7 protein-coding genes are annotated in these 17,547 nt (G+C 62.8%); 5 read left to right on the top strand and 2 right to left on the bottom strand.

Annotated features, from left to right (window positions below):
* Position 1 precedes the first annotated feature (1 nt).
* The 5 genes from DOM58_RS05110 to DOM58_RS05090 all read left to right on the top strand — a co-directional run bounded on the left by DOM58_RS05110 (position 2) and on the right by DOM58_RS05090 (position 8,355).
* A complete protein-coding gene (locus DOM58_RS05110) occupies positions 2-2,323 on the top strand; it encodes an alginate O-acetyltransferase AlgX-related protein (protein ID WP_110691984.1) in 2,322 nt (773 codons plus the stop codon).
* Complete coding sequence (locus DOM58_RS05105; RefSeq protein WP_110691983.1) at positions 2,320-4,623, top strand: glycosyltransferase family 2 protein; 2,304 nt, start codon at positions 2,320-2,322, stop codon at positions 4,621-4,623. Before DOM58_RS05110 ends, DOM58_RS05105 begins: the two co-directional genes overlap by 4 nt.
* A gap of 36 nt (positions 4,624-4,659) precedes the next feature.
* Positions 4,660-5,697: a glycosyltransferase family protein gene (locus DOM58_RS05100; protein ID WP_188113774.1), complete on the top strand. Its 1,038-nt coding sequence runs from the start codon at positions 4,660-4,662 to the stop codon at positions 5,695-5,697.
* 39 nt (positions 5,698-5,736) lie between these two features.
* The gene (locus DOM58_RS05095) at positions 5,737-6,753 is read left to right on the top strand and encodes a phytanoyl-CoA dioxygenase family protein (RefSeq protein WP_075561188.1); all 1,017 of its coding nucleotides are present in this window, start codon (positions 5,737-5,739) and stop codon (positions 6,751-6,753) included.
* Positions 6,754-7,089: 336 nt separating this feature from the next.
* Positions 7,090-8,355: a glycosyltransferase family 2 protein gene (locus DOM58_RS05090; RefSeq protein ID WP_157957491.1), complete on the top strand. Its 1,266-nt coding sequence runs from the start codon at positions 7,090-7,092 to the stop codon at positions 8,353-8,355.
* Between the two features lie 145 nt (positions 8,356-8,500).
* Here DOM58_RS05090 and DOM58_RS05085 read toward each other — a convergent pair whose 3' ends face one another.
* Both DOM58_RS05085 and DOM58_RS17680 read right to left on the bottom strand, forming a co-directional pair.
* Positions 8,501-9,823: an aminotransferase class I/II-fold pyridoxal phosphate-dependent enzyme gene (locus DOM58_RS05085; protein ID WP_110691980.1), complete on the bottom strand. Its 1,323-nt coding sequence runs from the start codon at positions 9,821-9,823 to the stop codon at positions 8,501-8,503.
* A complete protein-coding gene (locus tag DOM58_RS17680) occupies positions 9,820-17,526 on the bottom strand; it encodes a type I polyketide synthase (protein ID WP_245392156.1) in 7,707 nt (2,568 codons plus the stop codon). The genes DOM58_RS05085 and DOM58_RS17680 overlap by 4 nt, the downstream gene beginning before the upstream one ends.
* Positions 17,527-17,547: the final 21 nt, after the last annotated feature.

The following is a 17,547-nucleotide window of genomic DNA, read 5'->3' as shown; positions in this document are numbered from 1 at the left end:
GGTGAAGCTGGCTATCGCTGCAATTGTCAAAGATGAGATCGATTCGCTGGCCGAATGGATTGCTTTTCACCGGGTCATCGGTGCCGACTATTTTTTGATCGCCGACAATGGCAGTACGGATGGTACCAGGGAGTATCTCGAATCGCTGAGCGGCGGCGACTGGTTGCAGACCATCAGTGTGGCGACGCCGCCGGATCGGGCACCACAGCTCGTCGCCTACCGCGAGCTTACGGCGCTTTGCCCGGAAGACGTGGACCTCATCGCCTTCATCGATGCCGACGAATATATCCTGCCGGTACCGGCAGCGGGTGAAGAGACTTTTGACCCACGTGCCAGGATGCATCGTTGGCTCGAGGCGCGGTTCGGTGACGGCGAGGTCGGCGCCATCGCGCTCAACTGGTGCTGTTTCGGCTCGTCCGGGCATCGATTCCGCAAGGAAGGGCTGGTAATCGAACGTTTCCAGCAGCGCGCCAGGCAGGGCTTCGGCCCCAACCATCACTATAAATCCATCGTGCGGCGCACGGCGCTCGACAGGATGCAGAACCCGCATCACCCCGGATTGACCGCCGGCACGATGCTCAATGCCAAGGGCAAGCCGTTCGAGTACCGTCTTTCGCGCGAAGGCGTGCTACGCCGGGGCCTGTCGGAAGAGATCATGTGGGACGAAGTTCGCCTCAACCATTATCTGGTGAAGTCGGTCGAGGAGTTCGTGCTCAAGAAGGCGCGTCGGGGCAGCGCGGCGACCGTCGGCTACACCAAGACGGCGGTCTATTTCGAACGTCACGACAAGAACGACGAGCCGTGCGGGATGGCAGCCGCGTTGGCGCCGCGGGTTCACGACGAATTACGGCGGCTGGAAACGATCGTCGAGCTCGATCGTCGTCTGGCGGGTGTCGAAGCGCCCGCCGAACCCAGGAAGGATCGCCCGTTCTTTCAGCGCAAGCGTGCCGAACCGTCGTCGCCGGTCCGGCGCCTTGTCGTGGATTATCCGCAGGAGGAAGGGTTGGCTCGGATCGAAGGCGGCCAGACCCTGGTGCAGGGCTGGCTGTTTCTGACCGACGAGTTCGCCGATTTCAACCCGGATGCACGCCTGATCGCGCGCTGGTCGCCGGAATTCGAATTGCGGCAATCGCTATCCAAAAAGCGTGCCGACGTGGTCGCGCACTTTGGCTACGAGAACCCGGAAGATCACCCGCAACTGCAGTGCGGTTTTCAATTCTTTCTGCCGTTGGGTATCAACCACTGTGAACTCGAGCTGGAGCTCGGGCACCAGCGATGGCCGTTGCAGACGCTGAAAATCCGAACGGAAGCGCAGGCGCCGCAGGAATCCGAGAAGGTGCTGGTGGGCAAGAACGACTGGCTCTTTCTGCGGGCGGATACCAATCTCAGCCTGGAGCAGCACCGCGGCAACCTGCTGTTGACGCCAGCCGGCCTGCAGAGCTGGAGAGCCTATTTCCATGCGCTGGAGGCGATTGCCAGGACCCACGAGGCGGAGTGCCGGGTTCTGGTCACGCCTTCGAAGGAGACGGTGCTGGAAGAGGCCTACGGGACGCCCCGGGCAAGCCGCACCGCGATCGACCAGATCCTGCAGCTGGCGTCTGGCACGACGTTGTATCCGGTCGACGTATTGAAGGCGCTCGGCGATGAGAGCTTCTATCGAACCGATACCCATTGGACTCACAAGGCGGCGATGAAGACATCGGTCGAGCTGGCGGTGTCGTTGGGTATCGATCGCAAGGCGCTCGAAAAGCGGTTCGAAAAAGACCGCTACCGCGAGGTCTCGCACAAGGGAGATCTCGGCGGCAAGCTCGAGCCGCCCGTTCTGCAGCCGGTGGAGATTCTCAAGTCGTTCTCGAATCAGCGACTTAAGGTCTACGATAACGCCATACCCAATTTTGGCCGTCTCGCCATTTTCGACAACGACGACCCGCTCGACGACGGCGTTCTGCTGCTTTGCGGGGCGTCTTCCAGTGCCGGGCTGTTCAATTATCTTTCGCGAATCTTTGCCCGAGTGATCTTCGTACACACCGCCGGCAATCTGGATGTAACGCTGATCGAGGAGTTCAAGCCGGACTTTCTCATCATGCAGACGACGGCCAGGTTCGCGATCCGTCCGCCGGCCACCGACTTCTCGTTCGAAACGTCGTTGAGACAGAAAATCGCGTCACTGGATTCTGAAGCACTGCAAAAGATCGAAAAGAAACGCGTCGTCGCCGATGCTGCGACGGCCAATCCGCCTTGGGAACGCTGGGAAAATCTCTATCAACGCTATGCCACCGAGCGACATGCTCAGCAACATCGGCACGGAGGTGATGCCCCATGAAACCCGATCGTCGTATGGCCATTCGATCGCGCCAGTTCCGGCTGCGCTATCCCCGTTTCAGGACCCGCCCCGGGCTGATGCCCATGGGGCAGATGCGTCCGGTCGTCGATAACGATACCCCCGAAAGCGCCGACTACGATTGGCGCGTCGGCGAAGGCGAAGGCAATTTCATTCTGCTTGGGGATCGGCCGACTGCAGGCTGGAACATGATCGAGCTGGGGATCACTCACGATCAGAGATCGGCCGCGGCTTGCATCACATTTGACCTTGGGCGCGGTTTCGAACGGCGCCACAGTATTTTTCTGGTCATTCGGCGCGGCAAGGTCTCCAAGCGTGTCTGCTTCGTGCCTTACGGGACGAAGCGCATTCGGCTCGAGCCACTCGTTGGCCAGCAGGGCCAGTTCCGAATCGATCATTTCAACTTCGTCTGGCTGACGCCGCGGTTCGCCTATGGCCGCATGATCAATCGGTTGGCATACGCCGATAAGCGTTTCCAGGAAGTCGACGAGAAAGCGATCGTCCGCTCGCTCAAACAGGAAGGCAAGGAAGAGGGCATCAGCTGGAAAAAGCTGATGGGCGCCTACTACGAAGCGACTTTCATCCATTGCGCGCCGGAAACCAGCTACGAGTACTGGCAGGAACATATCGAAATCCTGCGGGAGCCTTCGGCGAACAAGGTCGCCCGGCAACAGGCGCAGTTTCAGAACCCGATCGAGCTTGCCGTCGTCCTGATACCCAGCGGTAAAGAAGCCCAGGCGGCGGGGGACCATCATCAGTTGCTCGAGTCGGTTCGCTCGATAACCGAGCAGCGTTATCCCCACTGGCATCTTTACCTCGCGGAGTCTCTACTCGAGGCGCACGATGGCCAGACATGGGCAGAACGCGTGGTGGCTCGAGACGGCAGAATCCGCCGAGTCACCGGTGGTGTGGGCGAGGCAGTCAAGATGGCCTGCGATCCGAACGGCGAGTCCTGTCACTACGTCATGTTCGTGCGCGTTGGCGATCGATTGGGGCTGAATTCGCTTTTCCATATTGCCAACCACTGCCAGATAACACCGGATGCGGCGCTCATCTACGGCGATGAAGATATCATCGACGCCAGCGGTCAGCGGACGGCGCCCAACTTCAAACCGCACTGGAATCTTGATTTTCTGCTGGCCACGAATTACATCGGCCATGCCGCCGCCTTTGCGAAGGATCAGCTCGAATCACGCTTGCAGGTATTCTCGCGCGAAGGCGGTCTCGAGCTGCATCGACTGCTGCTGGAGCTGATCGTTGGCGTGGACGAGACCAGAATTCATCACGTGCCGTTCGTGATCTACCACAACGCCGAAGCCAACCGGGTTTCGCCGGAGCGGCGCATCGACGAGAGCCGTGAAGCCATTTCGGCCTACGTCGAAAGCGTGGATCCCCAGGCGGTGGTCAGCCCGGCCGGGGACAAGGGCTGTCGAATCGCCTGGTCGGTCCCTGAACCCGCGCCGCTGGTTAGCCTGCTGGTGCCGACGCGGGACCGTGTCGAGATTCTCAAGCCGTGCGTGGATACGCTGCTGGCCCTGACGAGTTATCCCCACTACGAGGTAATCATTCTCGATAACGGCTCCACCTGCGTGGAAACGCTGGCCTACATGGAGGCCATCGAGAACGACCCGCGTGTTCGCGTATTACGCTACGACAAGCCGTTCAATTACTCCGCCATCAATAACTTCGGCGTGCGGCATGCCAAGGGATCGATCATCGGGCTGGTCAACAACGACATCGAACCCATCAACCCCGACTGGCTGACCGAGATGGTCGGCCATGTCTGTCGACCGGACATCGGCTGCGTGGGTGCCAAGCTCTATTACCCCAACGACAGCGTGCAGCATGGCGGCGTGATCCTCGGTTTGGGGGGAATCGCCGGCCACGCCCATCGGTTTTTCCCGAGAGCGCATCCTGGCTATCAGAACCGGTTGAGCCTGGTCCAGAACCTGTCGGCGGTGACGGCGGCCTGTCTGCTGGTGCGGCGGGAGATCTACGATGAGGTCGATGGACTCAACGAACGCGATCTCACGGTCGCCTACAACGATGTCGATTTCTGTTTGAAAGTCCGCGAGAAGGGCTATCGCAATCTGTGGACGCCGTTCGCCGAGCTTTATCATCACGAATCGATTTCTCGCGGGGCCGACGACAATCCGGTCAAGCAGGCGCGCGCCAAGCGCGAGGTGGATTACATGCGCCGGCATTGGCGCGAGGCACTTCAGCAGGACCCGGCTTATAATCCCAATCTCACGATGAGCTATGAAGATTTCTCGCTGCGCTGATCTCGATCAGGCCGTTGCGTCGCGCGAGGGCCTGGTTTGAAGCCGTATTTACCGTGTCGGTGGTTGGTGTTGAGCGATGGCGCGCATCCGACGGAAGACATCTATTTCAGCGATGTTGCGAAGTGGTTGTCGTCTTGTGGCTATCGAAGCGCCTACGTCGATACTCGTGAAATCTCGCCGTGGCGCTACTGGCCCTGGCAAGGATACGCATGGCACCGCGCGAACGTGCTGGTCACGCGCTCGCTCAAGGAACCGTGGCTGGGCTGGCTGGAGCGGCATCGCGAGTGGTTTGGCGAGATCTATTATCTACTCGATGACGATCTGCTAGCCGCGGCTCGGGATCTTTCCGTACCCGAAGAATACCGCCTACGCATGCGTGATCTGGTCTGTAATATTCAGCCCAGGCTCTTTGCGCTGGCGGACGAGGTGGTCGTCTGTAGCGAGACGTTGGCAACCGTGACGCGACATCACCATTCCCGCGTATCGGTACTGACACCGTCGTTGATTTCCGAGTTGCCGGACCACGACCATCACAGGCGCATTCGCCGCGATATCGGATTTCATGGCACGCGTGCGCATATCGGCGATCTGGAGGCGATCACATCCGCGATCCAGGCCGTCCATGAACACTATCCACAGAGCGATTTCGAGATCATGCTGGGCGACAATACGCCCGATTCGCTCAAGTCGTTGGAGCGAGTCGAGTGCCCGACGGCGCTGAAATGGCGCGAGTTCCTCGACTATCAGCGAGGGCGGCGATTACATATCGGCCTCGCCCCTTTGTGGCCCTCGGCTTTCAATCGGGGCAAGTCCTGGATCAAGGTGTTGGATATCGCGGTCATGGGTGGGGTAGGTATCTACAGTGCCCGTTCCCCATACTCCGACGTCGTGACTGATGGGCAAGATGGCCTGCTGGTCGAAGATGACCCGCTGGCCTGGCAGTCGGCGCTGGAGCGCCTGTTGGACTACCCGAGCGATACCGAGCGTATGGCGAAAGCCGCAGGCAAGACGGCCGCCGACATCGGCAATGCGGTGCAGGCGCAGGAATTCTGGTGGCAACGGACCAAAGGGTAGCTTGGCGATCCTGGCTTCAACAGTGAGAGGCTACATGGCATGAAATTCTGGACTCGATATCCGCTCTGGCTCGGTGAACTTTTCACCGGGGCAAAATCGTTCAAGGCCAACCCCATCATCGGTAGTGAGCGGTTGAACCGCTACGGTCTGCACGCCGGTCGGGTATGGTCCGCGTATTGGCTTTCCCGCCTTCGTATGGCGTGGTTCGCACCTGGCGTACCCAAAGCCGATCGCGCGCATTTCCGGCAATATGGCTACGTGCTCAAGGAAAACTATCTGCCCGAGCAGCAGTTTCAGGCTCTGATCCAGGAAATTGGCGCTTTCGAGGGCGAAATTCGCGAGTGCTGCCAGGGCGATACCAACACGCATCGGATTCTGCTGGCGCCAGAAGTCGTCGATCAACTACCGACGGTCAAGGCGGTACTGGAAGATTCCAAATTGAAGCGGCTGTTCCGCTACTGCGCCGGACATGCGCGGCTACCGATCTGCCACATCGAGAACGTGCACAACGGCAGCCGGGATAGTGTGACGGAGCGCGATCCGCAGAAGAATCTGCACGTCGATACCTTCCAGCCGACGATGAAGTTCTGGCTCTATCTCGAAGACGTGACCGACGAGAATGGTCCGTTCGTTTTCGTGCCCGGTTCCAATCACCCGCATCGTGAGCGGTTGAAGTGGGAATACCAGATGAGCCTGCGGGCCAAGGAACACGCGGACCGTTATACGGCGCGCGGCTCATTCCGGGTGAGCCAGGAGGAAGCCGAACGGCTGGGGGTTTCCGGGCCGCAGCCGTTCCGGGTCAAAGCCAATACTCTGTTGATCGCCAACACCTTCGGTGTTCACGCCAGAGGCAATGCCGAGCCAGGAAGCTCGAGACTGGCGCTTTGGGGCATGAGCCGGACCAATCCGTTTCTGCCGTTGCCGGGGCTAGGATTCGGTTATTTCAATCGCCTGCAGTATCGCGTGCTTCAGCGTATGCGTCGTCAGGAAGACGCCAGGGCTGCCGCCAAGGGGGGGCAGTCCTCCTGGCACGTGATCGAGCAAAGACGGATCTAGATTTCGCACAAATTTCATTCGTTTTAAAACAAAGCCACCTTCGGGTGGCTTTTTTGTTTCCGGGCTAGGTGTTGGGGCAAGCACAGACCGTGAAACTGTCGAGCTGATTCCGGCGCGAAGAATATTACAAGACGATTAATCAACGAGCTTATTTTGAGCCGGAGAATAAGTGCTAGAGAAACCATCTTGCTGGTTATTTGATGTTCCGCGATGCTGCTTTGCGCTTTTCCCGAATCTAAAGCTGTTTCGGGCCCCCGAATCCGGCTCATGTTAATCGTTGATATTCGGCATCGTTTTGATAACAGCCAAGCGCCGTGGCGCTTGAGGGATCCATTCATGAAACCGCTTTTCAAAGTCTGCGCCGTTGCCAAGGATGAAGGCCCGTATCTGGCGGAATGGGTCTTTCATCACCTCCATTTCGGGTTCGATTTTATCCATGTCTATATCAATCGGACTTCGGATGCTTCGGCCGCGGTACTTGAAAAAATCAATCAGTCACATCCTCAGGTGACGTTCGAGTTCATCGACTGGGTCGATCTCTGCGATCCCGGCGTTAGTAGCAAATTGCAGACCATTGCCTACGCCAGGGAGCTCGACCGGTCCCGGCAGCTGGGCATGGATTGGCTGCTGTTTCTGGATATCGATGAATTCTGGACGCCCGACGACTTCGCCACGCCCGTTGATCGCTTTGTGGCTCGAACGTCTGGTGACCAGAAGCCGGCGCCTATCTGCCACCTGTGGCACTGTGAACTGGGCCAGCACGCGCCGTTTACGCCCCTTCAAAGAGGCGCAGGCTACGAGTTGTCTTCGCATTTGAAGACGCTGATTCCGCTCGACGGTGTCGAGATAAAGCACGTGCGAGTTCATCATCCGATTTTTGGGAAATCGGTGGTACCGGTAGGCGCGGATGGCGAGCCGATGGTTTTCGACGAAAAGCAGCCTGAGCTGGCAAATCGCGCTGCCATTCGCCCCATGAGTGCCTATGTCATTCATCGGATGTATCGTTCAGAGGACGAATACATGGCGATGATGCTGCGTGGCAGACCCTCCCAGAGAAAGCAGTTGAAGCTGAATCGTCCGGGTTACCGATCGCACCGGAACGTGACCGTGCGCCACCGTTTCTTCTGGCCTGAACATCCATTTCAGGATTACGATCTGGCCCGCCGCAGCTTCCTGGAAGCGAACGATATCGACAGTATCATCCGCGAGGATCGGCGCGCGATTCTCAAGAGGGCGAAACTCGCCGTATCGATGATCAAGGAACTGCTGGAAACGCCGGATCGCGACCGCGCCGTCGCCTTCCTGAGAGGCACCCGCCATGCTGTCGCAGCTAACGACGAAGCGCCGGGTCCCGCACCGGCGGTGATTCAGCCTCTCGCCTTCGAAGGGCAACTCCCGTCCCGATCAGTCCAGGCCGCGCCGGATCATCCCGAATCGATTCAGCCAGAGCCAGTTCAGCTAGATTTGACGCAATCAGAGCCGACGCTTTCCGAGTCGGTTCGTCCAGAGCCGATTCAGGCCAAGCGCGCGGCCGAGATGTTACCCGTCGGTGAAACGAGGAGAAGGCGTTCCTGGTTTGCAGCGCTGGTAGGGAGGTCTTAAATGAGCGGATATCAAGCAGAACGATTGCAGGACAAGCGGTAGCTGGCGCGTCGACTTTTCAGGCGCGACTTCAGCAACAAAACGGCCTTGTCATCCATCCGGATAACAAGGCCGTTTTCGTTCTCGCTCTGCCGGTAGCGTGGCGTCAGCCAGTCCTCGCTTTCCACTCGGTCTCCAGCACGTCGAGCGTCTGGTCGATCTGCTCGCGAGTGTGGTCGCAGTTGAGGAAGAAGCGCAGGCGCGCGCTTTTCTCGGGCACGGCGGGGTGAAGGATCGGCTGGACGTTGATGTCGTGCTTGAGCAGGGCGTCCGACAGCCCGGCGGCGAGCACGGAGCTACCGACGATCACCGGCACCACCGCGACACCAATGCTCTCGCCGATGTCGAACCCTTTGACCTTGGCCTGCTGCAGGAAGTAGCGCGAGATATCGTGCAGCCGTCTCAGGCGCTCGGGTTCGTCCTTCATGACCTGCAGGGCGGCGAGCGATGGCCCGGCGACTTGGGCGGGCATGCCCACGCTGTAGAGGAAGCCCGGGGCGAAGTAGCGCAGCATTTCCACCAGTTCCCGACAGCCGGCGATGTAGCCGCCGCAGCCGGAAAGTGTCTTCGAGAGCGTACCCATCCAGATATCGACGTCGGTCGATGGCACGCCGCAGTATTCCCGGAGCCCCAGGCCCTGATCGCCCATCACGGCGAAGGAGTGGGCTTCATCCACCATCAGCCAGGCCTGGTGGCACTGCTTGATCTCGACGAAGCGCTTCAGGTCCGGGGCGTCGCCGTCCATGCTGTAGAGCCCCTCGATCACCACCAGCACGCGCTCGAACTGGCGGCGATGGCGCGCCAGCAGGTTCTCGAGCGCGGCCGGGTCGTTGTGCGCGAAGCTCATGCGGCGGGCGCCGGATAGCTGCGCGCCGACCACGGTGCTGTTATGGATGTATTCGTCGTGAAGCAGCAGGTCCTTGGGGCCGAGCAGGTAACCCAGCGTCGACACGTTAGTGGCGTGGCCGCTGACGAAGACCACCGACGCCTCGACCTCGTAGGTCTCGGCGATGGCTTGTTCCAGTTCGTGGTGGATCGGGCGCTCACCGGACACCGGCCTGCTGGCGGATACCGAACTGCCGTAGCGCTGCAGGGCATCGATGCCGGCCTGGATCACCGCCGGGTGGTGGGCTAGGCCCAGATAGTTGTAGCTGGCGAAATTGATGCATTCGCGCCCGCCGATCACGGTAGTCGCCCCGGCGGTACTTTCGTGGACCTTGAAGAACGGGTCGGGAATGCCGAGCCGCTGGCCGCCTTCGCGCATCATCTTGAGCTGCTGATAGCCCGGATGCCGATCGAAGCGAGTGAAGCGCTCGTCAACGCCAGCAGTTGCCGATTTGGGGGCAGTGTCGCCTTCGGGGCGCTGCTGGCGGCGCTGGCGCGCCTCCTGCAGCAGGCGCTGTTTCAGCGCGTCGCGGGATTGGCTCACGATTTTGCCCCGCCGTCTTCCTGTGGTCCATGGCCGTTCTGAAGCACTTGGACACCGTTCTGAAGCACTTCGACGCCGTGCTGAGCGGCCAGACCGCTGAGCGCATCCTCGTCGCTGTCGGATTCCGTATCATCGCCGCGCAGTTTGCCCATCAGGTAATCGCACAGCTTGGCCAGCGTACCGGCTTCACTGAGCACCATCACCGGAACCTGGATGCCCAGGCGGGCTTCCAGTGCGGTGACGAGTTCGACCCCCATCAGCGAGTCGAAGCCCATGTCATAGACGGATTTGTGGATATCGATCTTCTCCTCGTCGATCAGCAGAATCTTGGCGAGTTCCTTGCTGAGCACATCGATCAGGGTGGCGTAGAGCGCTTCCGGCGCCAGACTGGCCAGCAGCTGCTGCAGGTCGTCGTCGCCTTCCTGACTGCCATCGTCCTTGGCCGTGCGGGCGATCTCGCGATAGCGCGGCGCTTCCGCGGTGGGCAGGAAGCGCGCCAGGGCGTGCCAGTCGAGCTCGAGAACACCGAGCGAGGCCACGTCGGCCACCAGCATACGCTCGAGAACGCCCAGCGCGTCGGCGGAGGTCAGTGCCTGACCGCCAAGGCGCTCCTGCAGGCTGTCGCGGGTCTGGGTATTGCGGGCCAGGAAGCCGACGTCCTCGATCGCGCCCCAGCGGACCACCGTTGCCGGTCGGCCTCGGGCGCGACGATTGGCGGTGAACGCTTCCAGCCAGTGGTTGGCGGCCACGTAGCTCGCCTGGCCAGGATTGCCGAACAGGGTAGTGGCGGAGGAGTAGACGACGAAGAATTCGAGCGCGTCGCTTGCCGTCAGCGCATCCAGATGACGCGCGCCTTCGAGCTTGGGTGCCATGGCGTGACGAATGCGCGATTCGTCGAGATTGCGGATCAGGCCGTCGTCGATGACGGTCGCCGCATGCACGATGCCACGAATCGGCCCAAGGTTCTGACGCGCTTCTTCCAGCACATGCTCGAGCGCCTGGGCATCGGTCACGTCGCAGGCGCGGGCCGCGACCGTGACGCCGAGCGCTTCGAGCCGCGCTACGCCGCTTTCGGCTTCCTCGGTGGTTGCCCCACGGCGGCTCAGCAGCAGCAGTTGACGCGCGCCCTTGGCGGCCAGCCATTCGGCAGTCGCCAGCCCGAATCCGCCGAGGCCGCCGGTCACCACGTAGGTGCCCGCAGCGTCCAGCGTCAGCGGAATGTCTTTGGGCGCGGCAGCGGCCATCTGCGGCGGGCGTTCGTAGGTGACGACGACCTTGCCGATCTGGCGGGCCTGCTGCATGTAGCGGAAGGCCTCGACCACCCGGTCGCTGCCGAAGGCGATGTACGGCAGCGGCGACAGGGTGCCGTCGGCGAACAGCGCCATCATCTCGGCGAATAGCTCACCGGTCAGCTCGGGCAGCTCGCTCATCAGCTGGTCGGAGTCGACGCCGAAGTAGCTCAGGTTGTTGCGGAACGGGCGCAGGCCGACCTTGGTGTTCTCGTAGAAGTCACGCTTGCCGAGCTCGATGAAACGACCGAACGGCTTGAGCACCCGCAGGTTCTGGTTGATCGCTTCGCCGGCCAGCGAGTTCAGCACGACGTCCACGCCATCAACGCCGGTACCTCGGCCGTTGCCGCCGTTCTCCAAGGCCTGTCGTTCAATGGCGTTATCGTGAAGAATCTCTTCGGCAAACGTCAGGCTGCGCGAGTCGTAGATGCGCTCGACGCCCAGCAGGCGCAGGAAGTCCTGTTTTTCCGGCGAGCCGACGGTGGCGTAGATCTCGGCGCCCAGCCAGCGGCCGACCTGAATCGCGGCCAGACCGACGCCGCCGGCGGCGCCATGAATCAGCAGCCGTTCGCCGGGCTGCACGCGGGCCAGATGCTTGAGCGAGTAGTAGACGGTGAAGAAGGTCGTCGGGATCGTCGCTGCGGCGGCGTAGCCGATCTCGGCGGGGATCGGCGCCACGGCGTTGACGTCGGCGATCAGCCGGTCGCTGAAACTGGCCGGGCCGAAGCCGACCACCGCATCGCCGGGGCGCAGCGAGCCGTTCGGGTCGCCGACGCTGATCACTTCACCGGCGAACTCCAGACCCAGGGTGGGCCCGGCGAAGCCGTTCTCGATCGCTTCGTCGGAGAGCAGGCCGAGCGCGTACATGACGTCGCGGAAGTTGAGCCCGGTGGCCTTGACCGCGATCTCGACCTGCCCGGGCTGCGGGGCGGGTAGATCATGCGGTTGCCAGCGAAGATGGCGCAGCTGGCCCGGCAGTTCGAAGCCGAGGCTGACGGCGCGATCGCTGGCGGGTTCTTCGGTGCCGGCCGGCGTGCCGGGCGCCGCTGCCAGACCCAGCCTGGGTACCCAGCGCTGACCGTCGGTATCCAGCACGATCTCGGTTTCGGCGTCGGGTGCGCTGAGCTCGAACAGCAGCGCATCCAGCACTTCGTGGGGAAGTGAATCCCGGCTCGAGAAGGGCAGATCCAGCAGCCGTACCTGACGATTGCCCGCCTCGTTCTGTAGCGAACGACCGAAACCCCATAGCGCCGCATCTTCGGGGAGCATAGAAAGCGCTGCATCTTCGGGGAGCATGGAAAGTGCTGCATCTTCGGGCAGCATAGAGAGCGCAGCATCCGCAGTGGTGTCGGACGACTTGGAGAGCTCGGGCAGGGTAAGCGAATTGACTGCAGCACCAGGCAGTGAAGACGAATTGACTGCGGCACCGGGCAGTGTAGAAAAGTGCGCTCCCACGCCCAGGGTGATCCACCACAGCGCGGCGTCACTTCCTGCCGATTCCAGCGTCTGCAGCCACTGAGCTGCCAGCACGCAGCGATCTTGCGCTGCGGTTGCCAGCCCCCGTAGGTCGACGATCTGGCTCGGGCTGATGCTCTCCAGCGCCAACGGCAACAGATCCCCGGGGGCCAGTTCACTACCGGCCAGGTGCAGTACCGGTTCGTCCAGCGAGCCGAAACGTGTCACCAGTGCGGCGGCGAGCCACGCCGAGGCATCGTCGCTGACCACCAGCCACTGTTCGGAGGGCTGGGCATCGGCATGCCCGGCAGCGCCAGTGTCGGACCGTGTTTCTTCGGTCGCCAGCGGCGCCTGGGCGGTCAGCAGCTGCAGGCCGCCCTGTTCGTTTTCCAGCGTATGCCGCTCGACCTGACGATAGCCGAGCACGTTCAGCTGCTGGATGACGCCTTCGAGATCAGCCGGGCGCGACTGGGGTTCCATCGGCAGCGACAGGAACGACTGCCAGTCGGTGTCCCCCAGCGCCAGAATCGCGATCTGGGCGTCTTCGGCCAGCTGTGGCGGTAGCCACTGCAGCAGTGTGTCGATCTCGCCCTGGGTGCCATCCAGCGTCACCAGCGCGACGTTGGCGCCGATCTCTGGCGCGGCGGCACCGGGCGTCAGCAGGTCGACGCGCGGATCGTGTTCGGCCAGAGACTCCGCATCGCTCAGCGCGCTGTCTCGCAGCGCGACGAAACGATACTGGGCACGATCGCCTGGAAGACCGCTCATCAGTCGTTCGCCGAGTTGCGGACGCAGCGCCGAGGCTTCGAGCATGATCAGACGCTGATGGGGGGGCAGCAGCTCGAGCGACATGGCATATTGCGCCAGCCATGTCTCGGCCAGCGCGTGCCAGCCGCGCTCGCCGACGGCGGTTTGCACCAGTCGCGTCAGGCGCGAGGCATCCAGTGCCAACGTCGCAACATCGAGACGTTCTTCGAGCCAGTCCGTCAGGTGGAGGCCGAAGCGGCCGATGCTGTGGGTCAGCGCGGCGTAGTCCGGGTAGTCGCGAATCAGCAGATTCCAGACCGTCGCCGCGTCGATATCCGGGGTTTCCTGCAGCTGCCAGCCGGCCGGCGTTTCCGACACGATACCAGTGGCCAGCGCCAGCTCGATCAGCGCATGACGGCGCTGGCGGGTTTCGGTCGATCCGGCATCGAAACGCCCGGCGAGCAGTTGCCCGTCGCTATCGGCGTAGCCCCGCAGCGCCTCGTCGAGAAATGCGGAAACCAGCGTTTCCAGTAGCGGCTCGACTTCATCGCCATAGCGGCTTTCGGTCACGCGACGATAGTTGTCGACCAGTTGCGCCAGCGCCAGCTCGGCGGTGGCCTCGTCCAGCGGCAGCGCGGCGGCTTCGCGCGGTGCCGGCACCAGGCGATGATCGAGGTAGCTCAAGCGATGCTGAACGGCGTGACGCAGTCGGGCGGCCTTGAAACGGGCGCCTTCGACCACCGCCACGGCATTGCCGGCGGCGTCGAACAGCGCCACGTCGGCGCACAACGAGTGCGGGGCGCGGCTGGTCAGGCGGACTTCCATCGACGCCGGCGGCGCGGCATCGACCTGGAGTTGCAGGCGTTCCAGACGCACCGGCACGAAAGCCAGGCCGCCGGCTTTGGCGAGTTCATCGGCCAGCAGCGGGATGAAAAGCTGAAAGGCGCTGTCGAGGATACCCGGCGCCAGCAGGCAGTCGCGCTGATCCTCGGCGATTGCCGGAGGGAGATCGATACGAGCCATGGCACGATCTTGTTCGATCCAGACCTCGCTGATCGCCTGGAAACCGGGGCCGTATTCCAGCCCAACATGGGCGGCCATCGCCAGATGCTGCTCTCGCGTGACATCCGCCGGCCGGTTCGGCAACGGCGTGCCGCGACGTGTCAGCAGCAGGCCACGTGTCTGCGCGGCGATGCGGGCGCGGGCGTTGAGCGTCCAGGCGTCGTCGCTCGCCGGCTCGCGGGTCTTCATGGTCAGGGTGCCGTCGGCGTCCTGAATTTCCACCTGCATCTTCTTGCCATGGGTGGCATCCAGCAGCAGCGGGCTGAGGATTTCCAGCGCTTCGATATCCAGCAGCGGTGACGCCTTGGCGGCCGCTGCCGCGGCGAGCGCGAGTTCGGCGAAGCCGGCCCCCGGAAACACCGTGGCGTCGCCGACGCGGTGATCGGCAAGCCACGGGAGGCGGCGAGTATCGAGCTGGCTTTCCCACGCCATGCCTTGACGCGGCAGCCGATAGCCCAGCAACGGATGTTCGTAGTGCCGCGCCATCAGGCCCTGGGAGTCGCCAGTCGTCTTGACCCAGTAACGCTCGCGCTGCCATGGGTAGTGCGGCAGGTCGACGAAGCGCCCGGTGACCGGGAACCACGCCGCGGGAGAAACGGCGCCGCTGACCAGCAAGCTGGCCAGGCTGGACTCCATGGCGCTGGCGCCGTCGTTGTCGCGGCTCAGCGTGGCGATGACCTTGCCGGTAACGGACTGCGCGGTGAGCGCATCGGTCAGGTAACGCCGCAGGATCGGCTGGGCGCCGATTTCGACGAAGGCGCGGGCACCGGACGCGATCAATGAATCGATCGCCGGCGCGAACTGGACCGGCTCGCGGATATTGAGCCACCAGTATTCCGCACCCAGTTCGCTACCCGCCAGCGCCTTGCCGGCCACGGTAGAAAGGAACGGAATGCGGGCGTCGCGGGGCGAAAGATGCGCCAGCGCGTCGATGACGTCCTGGCGGATCGAATCCATGGCGGGGCTGTGGAAGGCGTAATCCAGCGCCAGCCGCTTGGCGAAGATACGCTCACCGGAAAGCGCCGATTCCAGACGCTCCAGCGCTTTCGTCGGGCCGGCCAGGGTCACGCCCTTGGGGCCATTGACGCCGGCGATCACGACCTCGGCATGCGCGGGTTCTTTCAGCCATGCCTGCATCGCTTCGGCACCGAGGCCGACGGCGGTCATTTCGCCACTGCCACGGGTACGCCCCTGGCACGCGCTGCGGTGATAGATCACGCTGACCGCTTCGGCGAGTGTCAGGGCGCCACAGGCCCAGGCCGCCGCAACTTCACCCACGCTGTGGCCGGTCACGGCGGCGGGATGCACGCCTTCGGCTTCGAGCACACGGGTCACGCCGACCTGCAGCGCGAACAATGCCGGTTGGGCGATCTCGGTGCGAGACAGCCGCTCGTCTCCGTCGGTCGAATTCTGTTGATTGGAACCGTCCAGCTCGGCACGCAGCGAAAAGTCGGCATATCTGGCGAACAGCGCGTCGACTTCGTCGACGGCGGCGGCGAAAACCGCCGATTCACTCAGCAGCGTGCGGCCCATCGCTTCCCACTGGCAGCCGTTGCCGTCATAGACGAATACCGGGCCGTAGCCGATATCGACCCGCTCGCCGACGGCGGAACCGGGCACGCTCTCGGCGGCAGCCAGGGCGTCCAGCCGGGTAATCGCATCGGCGGCGTTGTCGCTCAACAGCACTGCGGCGTGGGGATGGCTCTCGCGACGGAAAGCCAGGCTGTAGGCGGTGTCGTAGAGCGACACGCCGCCCGCGGTCAGGTTGTCGCTGAGGCGTGCCGCGAACTCGCGCAGGGCTTCCGGGCTGCGCGCGCTCAGGCACAGCGGCAGTCGACGCACGGATGCATCGACGGCCTCGGATGCCGGCGTTTCGAGCGCAGACTGCAGGATGACGTGCGCATTGGCGCCGCCGAAACCGAACGAGTTGATGCCGATGGTCAGCTGGCCTTCGGCCTTCAGCTTGCGCGGCTTGTCGACGATGTCGAGATTCCAGCCTTCGAGGTCGATCCGCGGATTGACCTTGCGAATGCCGATGGTGGCCGGGACTTCGCGCTCGCGCAGGGCGTACAGCGCCTTGGCCAGGCCGGCAACGCCGGAAGCGGTTTCCAGGTGACCGAGGTTGCTCTTGACCGAACCGATCGGCAGCGGCGTCTTGCGCTTCTGGCCGATCGCCGCGCCGATGGCACGGGTTTCCAGCGGATCACCGACCGCGGTGCCGGTGCCGTGGGCTTCCAGGTAGTCGATATCGTCCGGCGTCAGCCCGGCGCGCTCCAGGGTCTGGTTCATCAGCGCGACCTGGGCGTCGGGGTTGGGAACCGTCAATCCCTTCTTGTAGCCGTCGGTGTTGACGCCGCTACCGGCGACCACGGCCAGTATGCGATCGCCATCGGCGACGGCCGTGTCGTAATCCTTGAGCAGGAAGATCCCGCCGCCTTCGGAACGCACGTAGCCGTCACCGGCTTCGTCGAAGACCTGACAGCGCCCGGTGGGCGAGAGCATGCTGGCCTTGGCGAAGATGATGAAGCCGAACGGGTGCAGGTGCAGGCTGATGCCGCCGGCCAGCGCCATTGTCGTTTCGCCGCTGCGGATCGACTGGCAGGCCTGGTGGAAGGCGACCAGCGACGAGGAGCAGGCGGTATCCATCGACATGCTCGGACCGTGCAGGTCGAACAGGTAGGAAATCCGGTTCGAGGCGATGCTCGAGGTATTGCCGGTCGCCGTCGAGGTGTCGATCGCCGACATGTCGTCGGCCATGCGATACGAATAATCGAGACTGGCAATGCCCAGGAACACGCCGCACTGGCTGCCGCGCAGCGCCTGCGGCGGGATGCCGGCGTCTTCCATCGCTTCCCAGGTCATTTCCAGCAGGATTCGCTGCTGCGGATCCATCTGGGCGGCTTCACGCGGCGAAATACCGAAAAAGCCGGCATCGAAGCCGGAAATGTCGCCGAGGCTGCCGGCGGCAAAAGTATAGCTGGTGCCCGGATGTTGCTTGTCCGGGTGACGATAGGCTTCCAGGCCCCAGCGGTCTTCGGCGACCGTGGTGACGAGGTCTTCGCCGGTCTTGAGCGCTTGCCAGAAACGTTGGGATGTCGGGGCGCTCGGAAAACGGTGAGCCGCGCCGATGATGGCAACGCGTTTGGTCATTGGGACTCCTTGCTTCGTAGC

The organism is Salinicola halophyticus (genome assembly GCF_003206695.1).
GTDB lineage: Bacteria > Pseudomonadota > Gammaproteobacteria > Pseudomonadales > Halomonadaceae > Salinicola > Salinicola halophyticus.
The sequence above is the reverse complement of the archived record's forward strand: the minus strand, read 5'-3'. Positions and strand labels throughout refer to the sequence as shown.

Coding starts and splice junctions, on each gene's coding strand:
- DOM58_RS05105 (WP_110691983.1), top strand. CDS start 2,320: ATGAAACCCGATCGTCGTATGGCCATTCGATCGCGCCAGTTCCGGCTG.
- DOM58_RS05095 (WP_075561188.1), top strand. CDS start 5,737: ATGAAATTCTGGACTCGATATCCGCTCTGGCTCGGTGAACTTTTCACC.
- DOM58_RS05090 (WP_157957491.1), top strand. CDS start 7,090: ATGAAACCGCTTTTCAAAGTCTGCGCCGTTGCCAAGGATGAAGGCCCG.
- DOM58_RS17680 (WP_245392156.1), bottom strand. CDS start 17,526: ATGACCAAACGCGTTGCCATCATCGGCGCGGCTCACCGTTTTCCGAGC.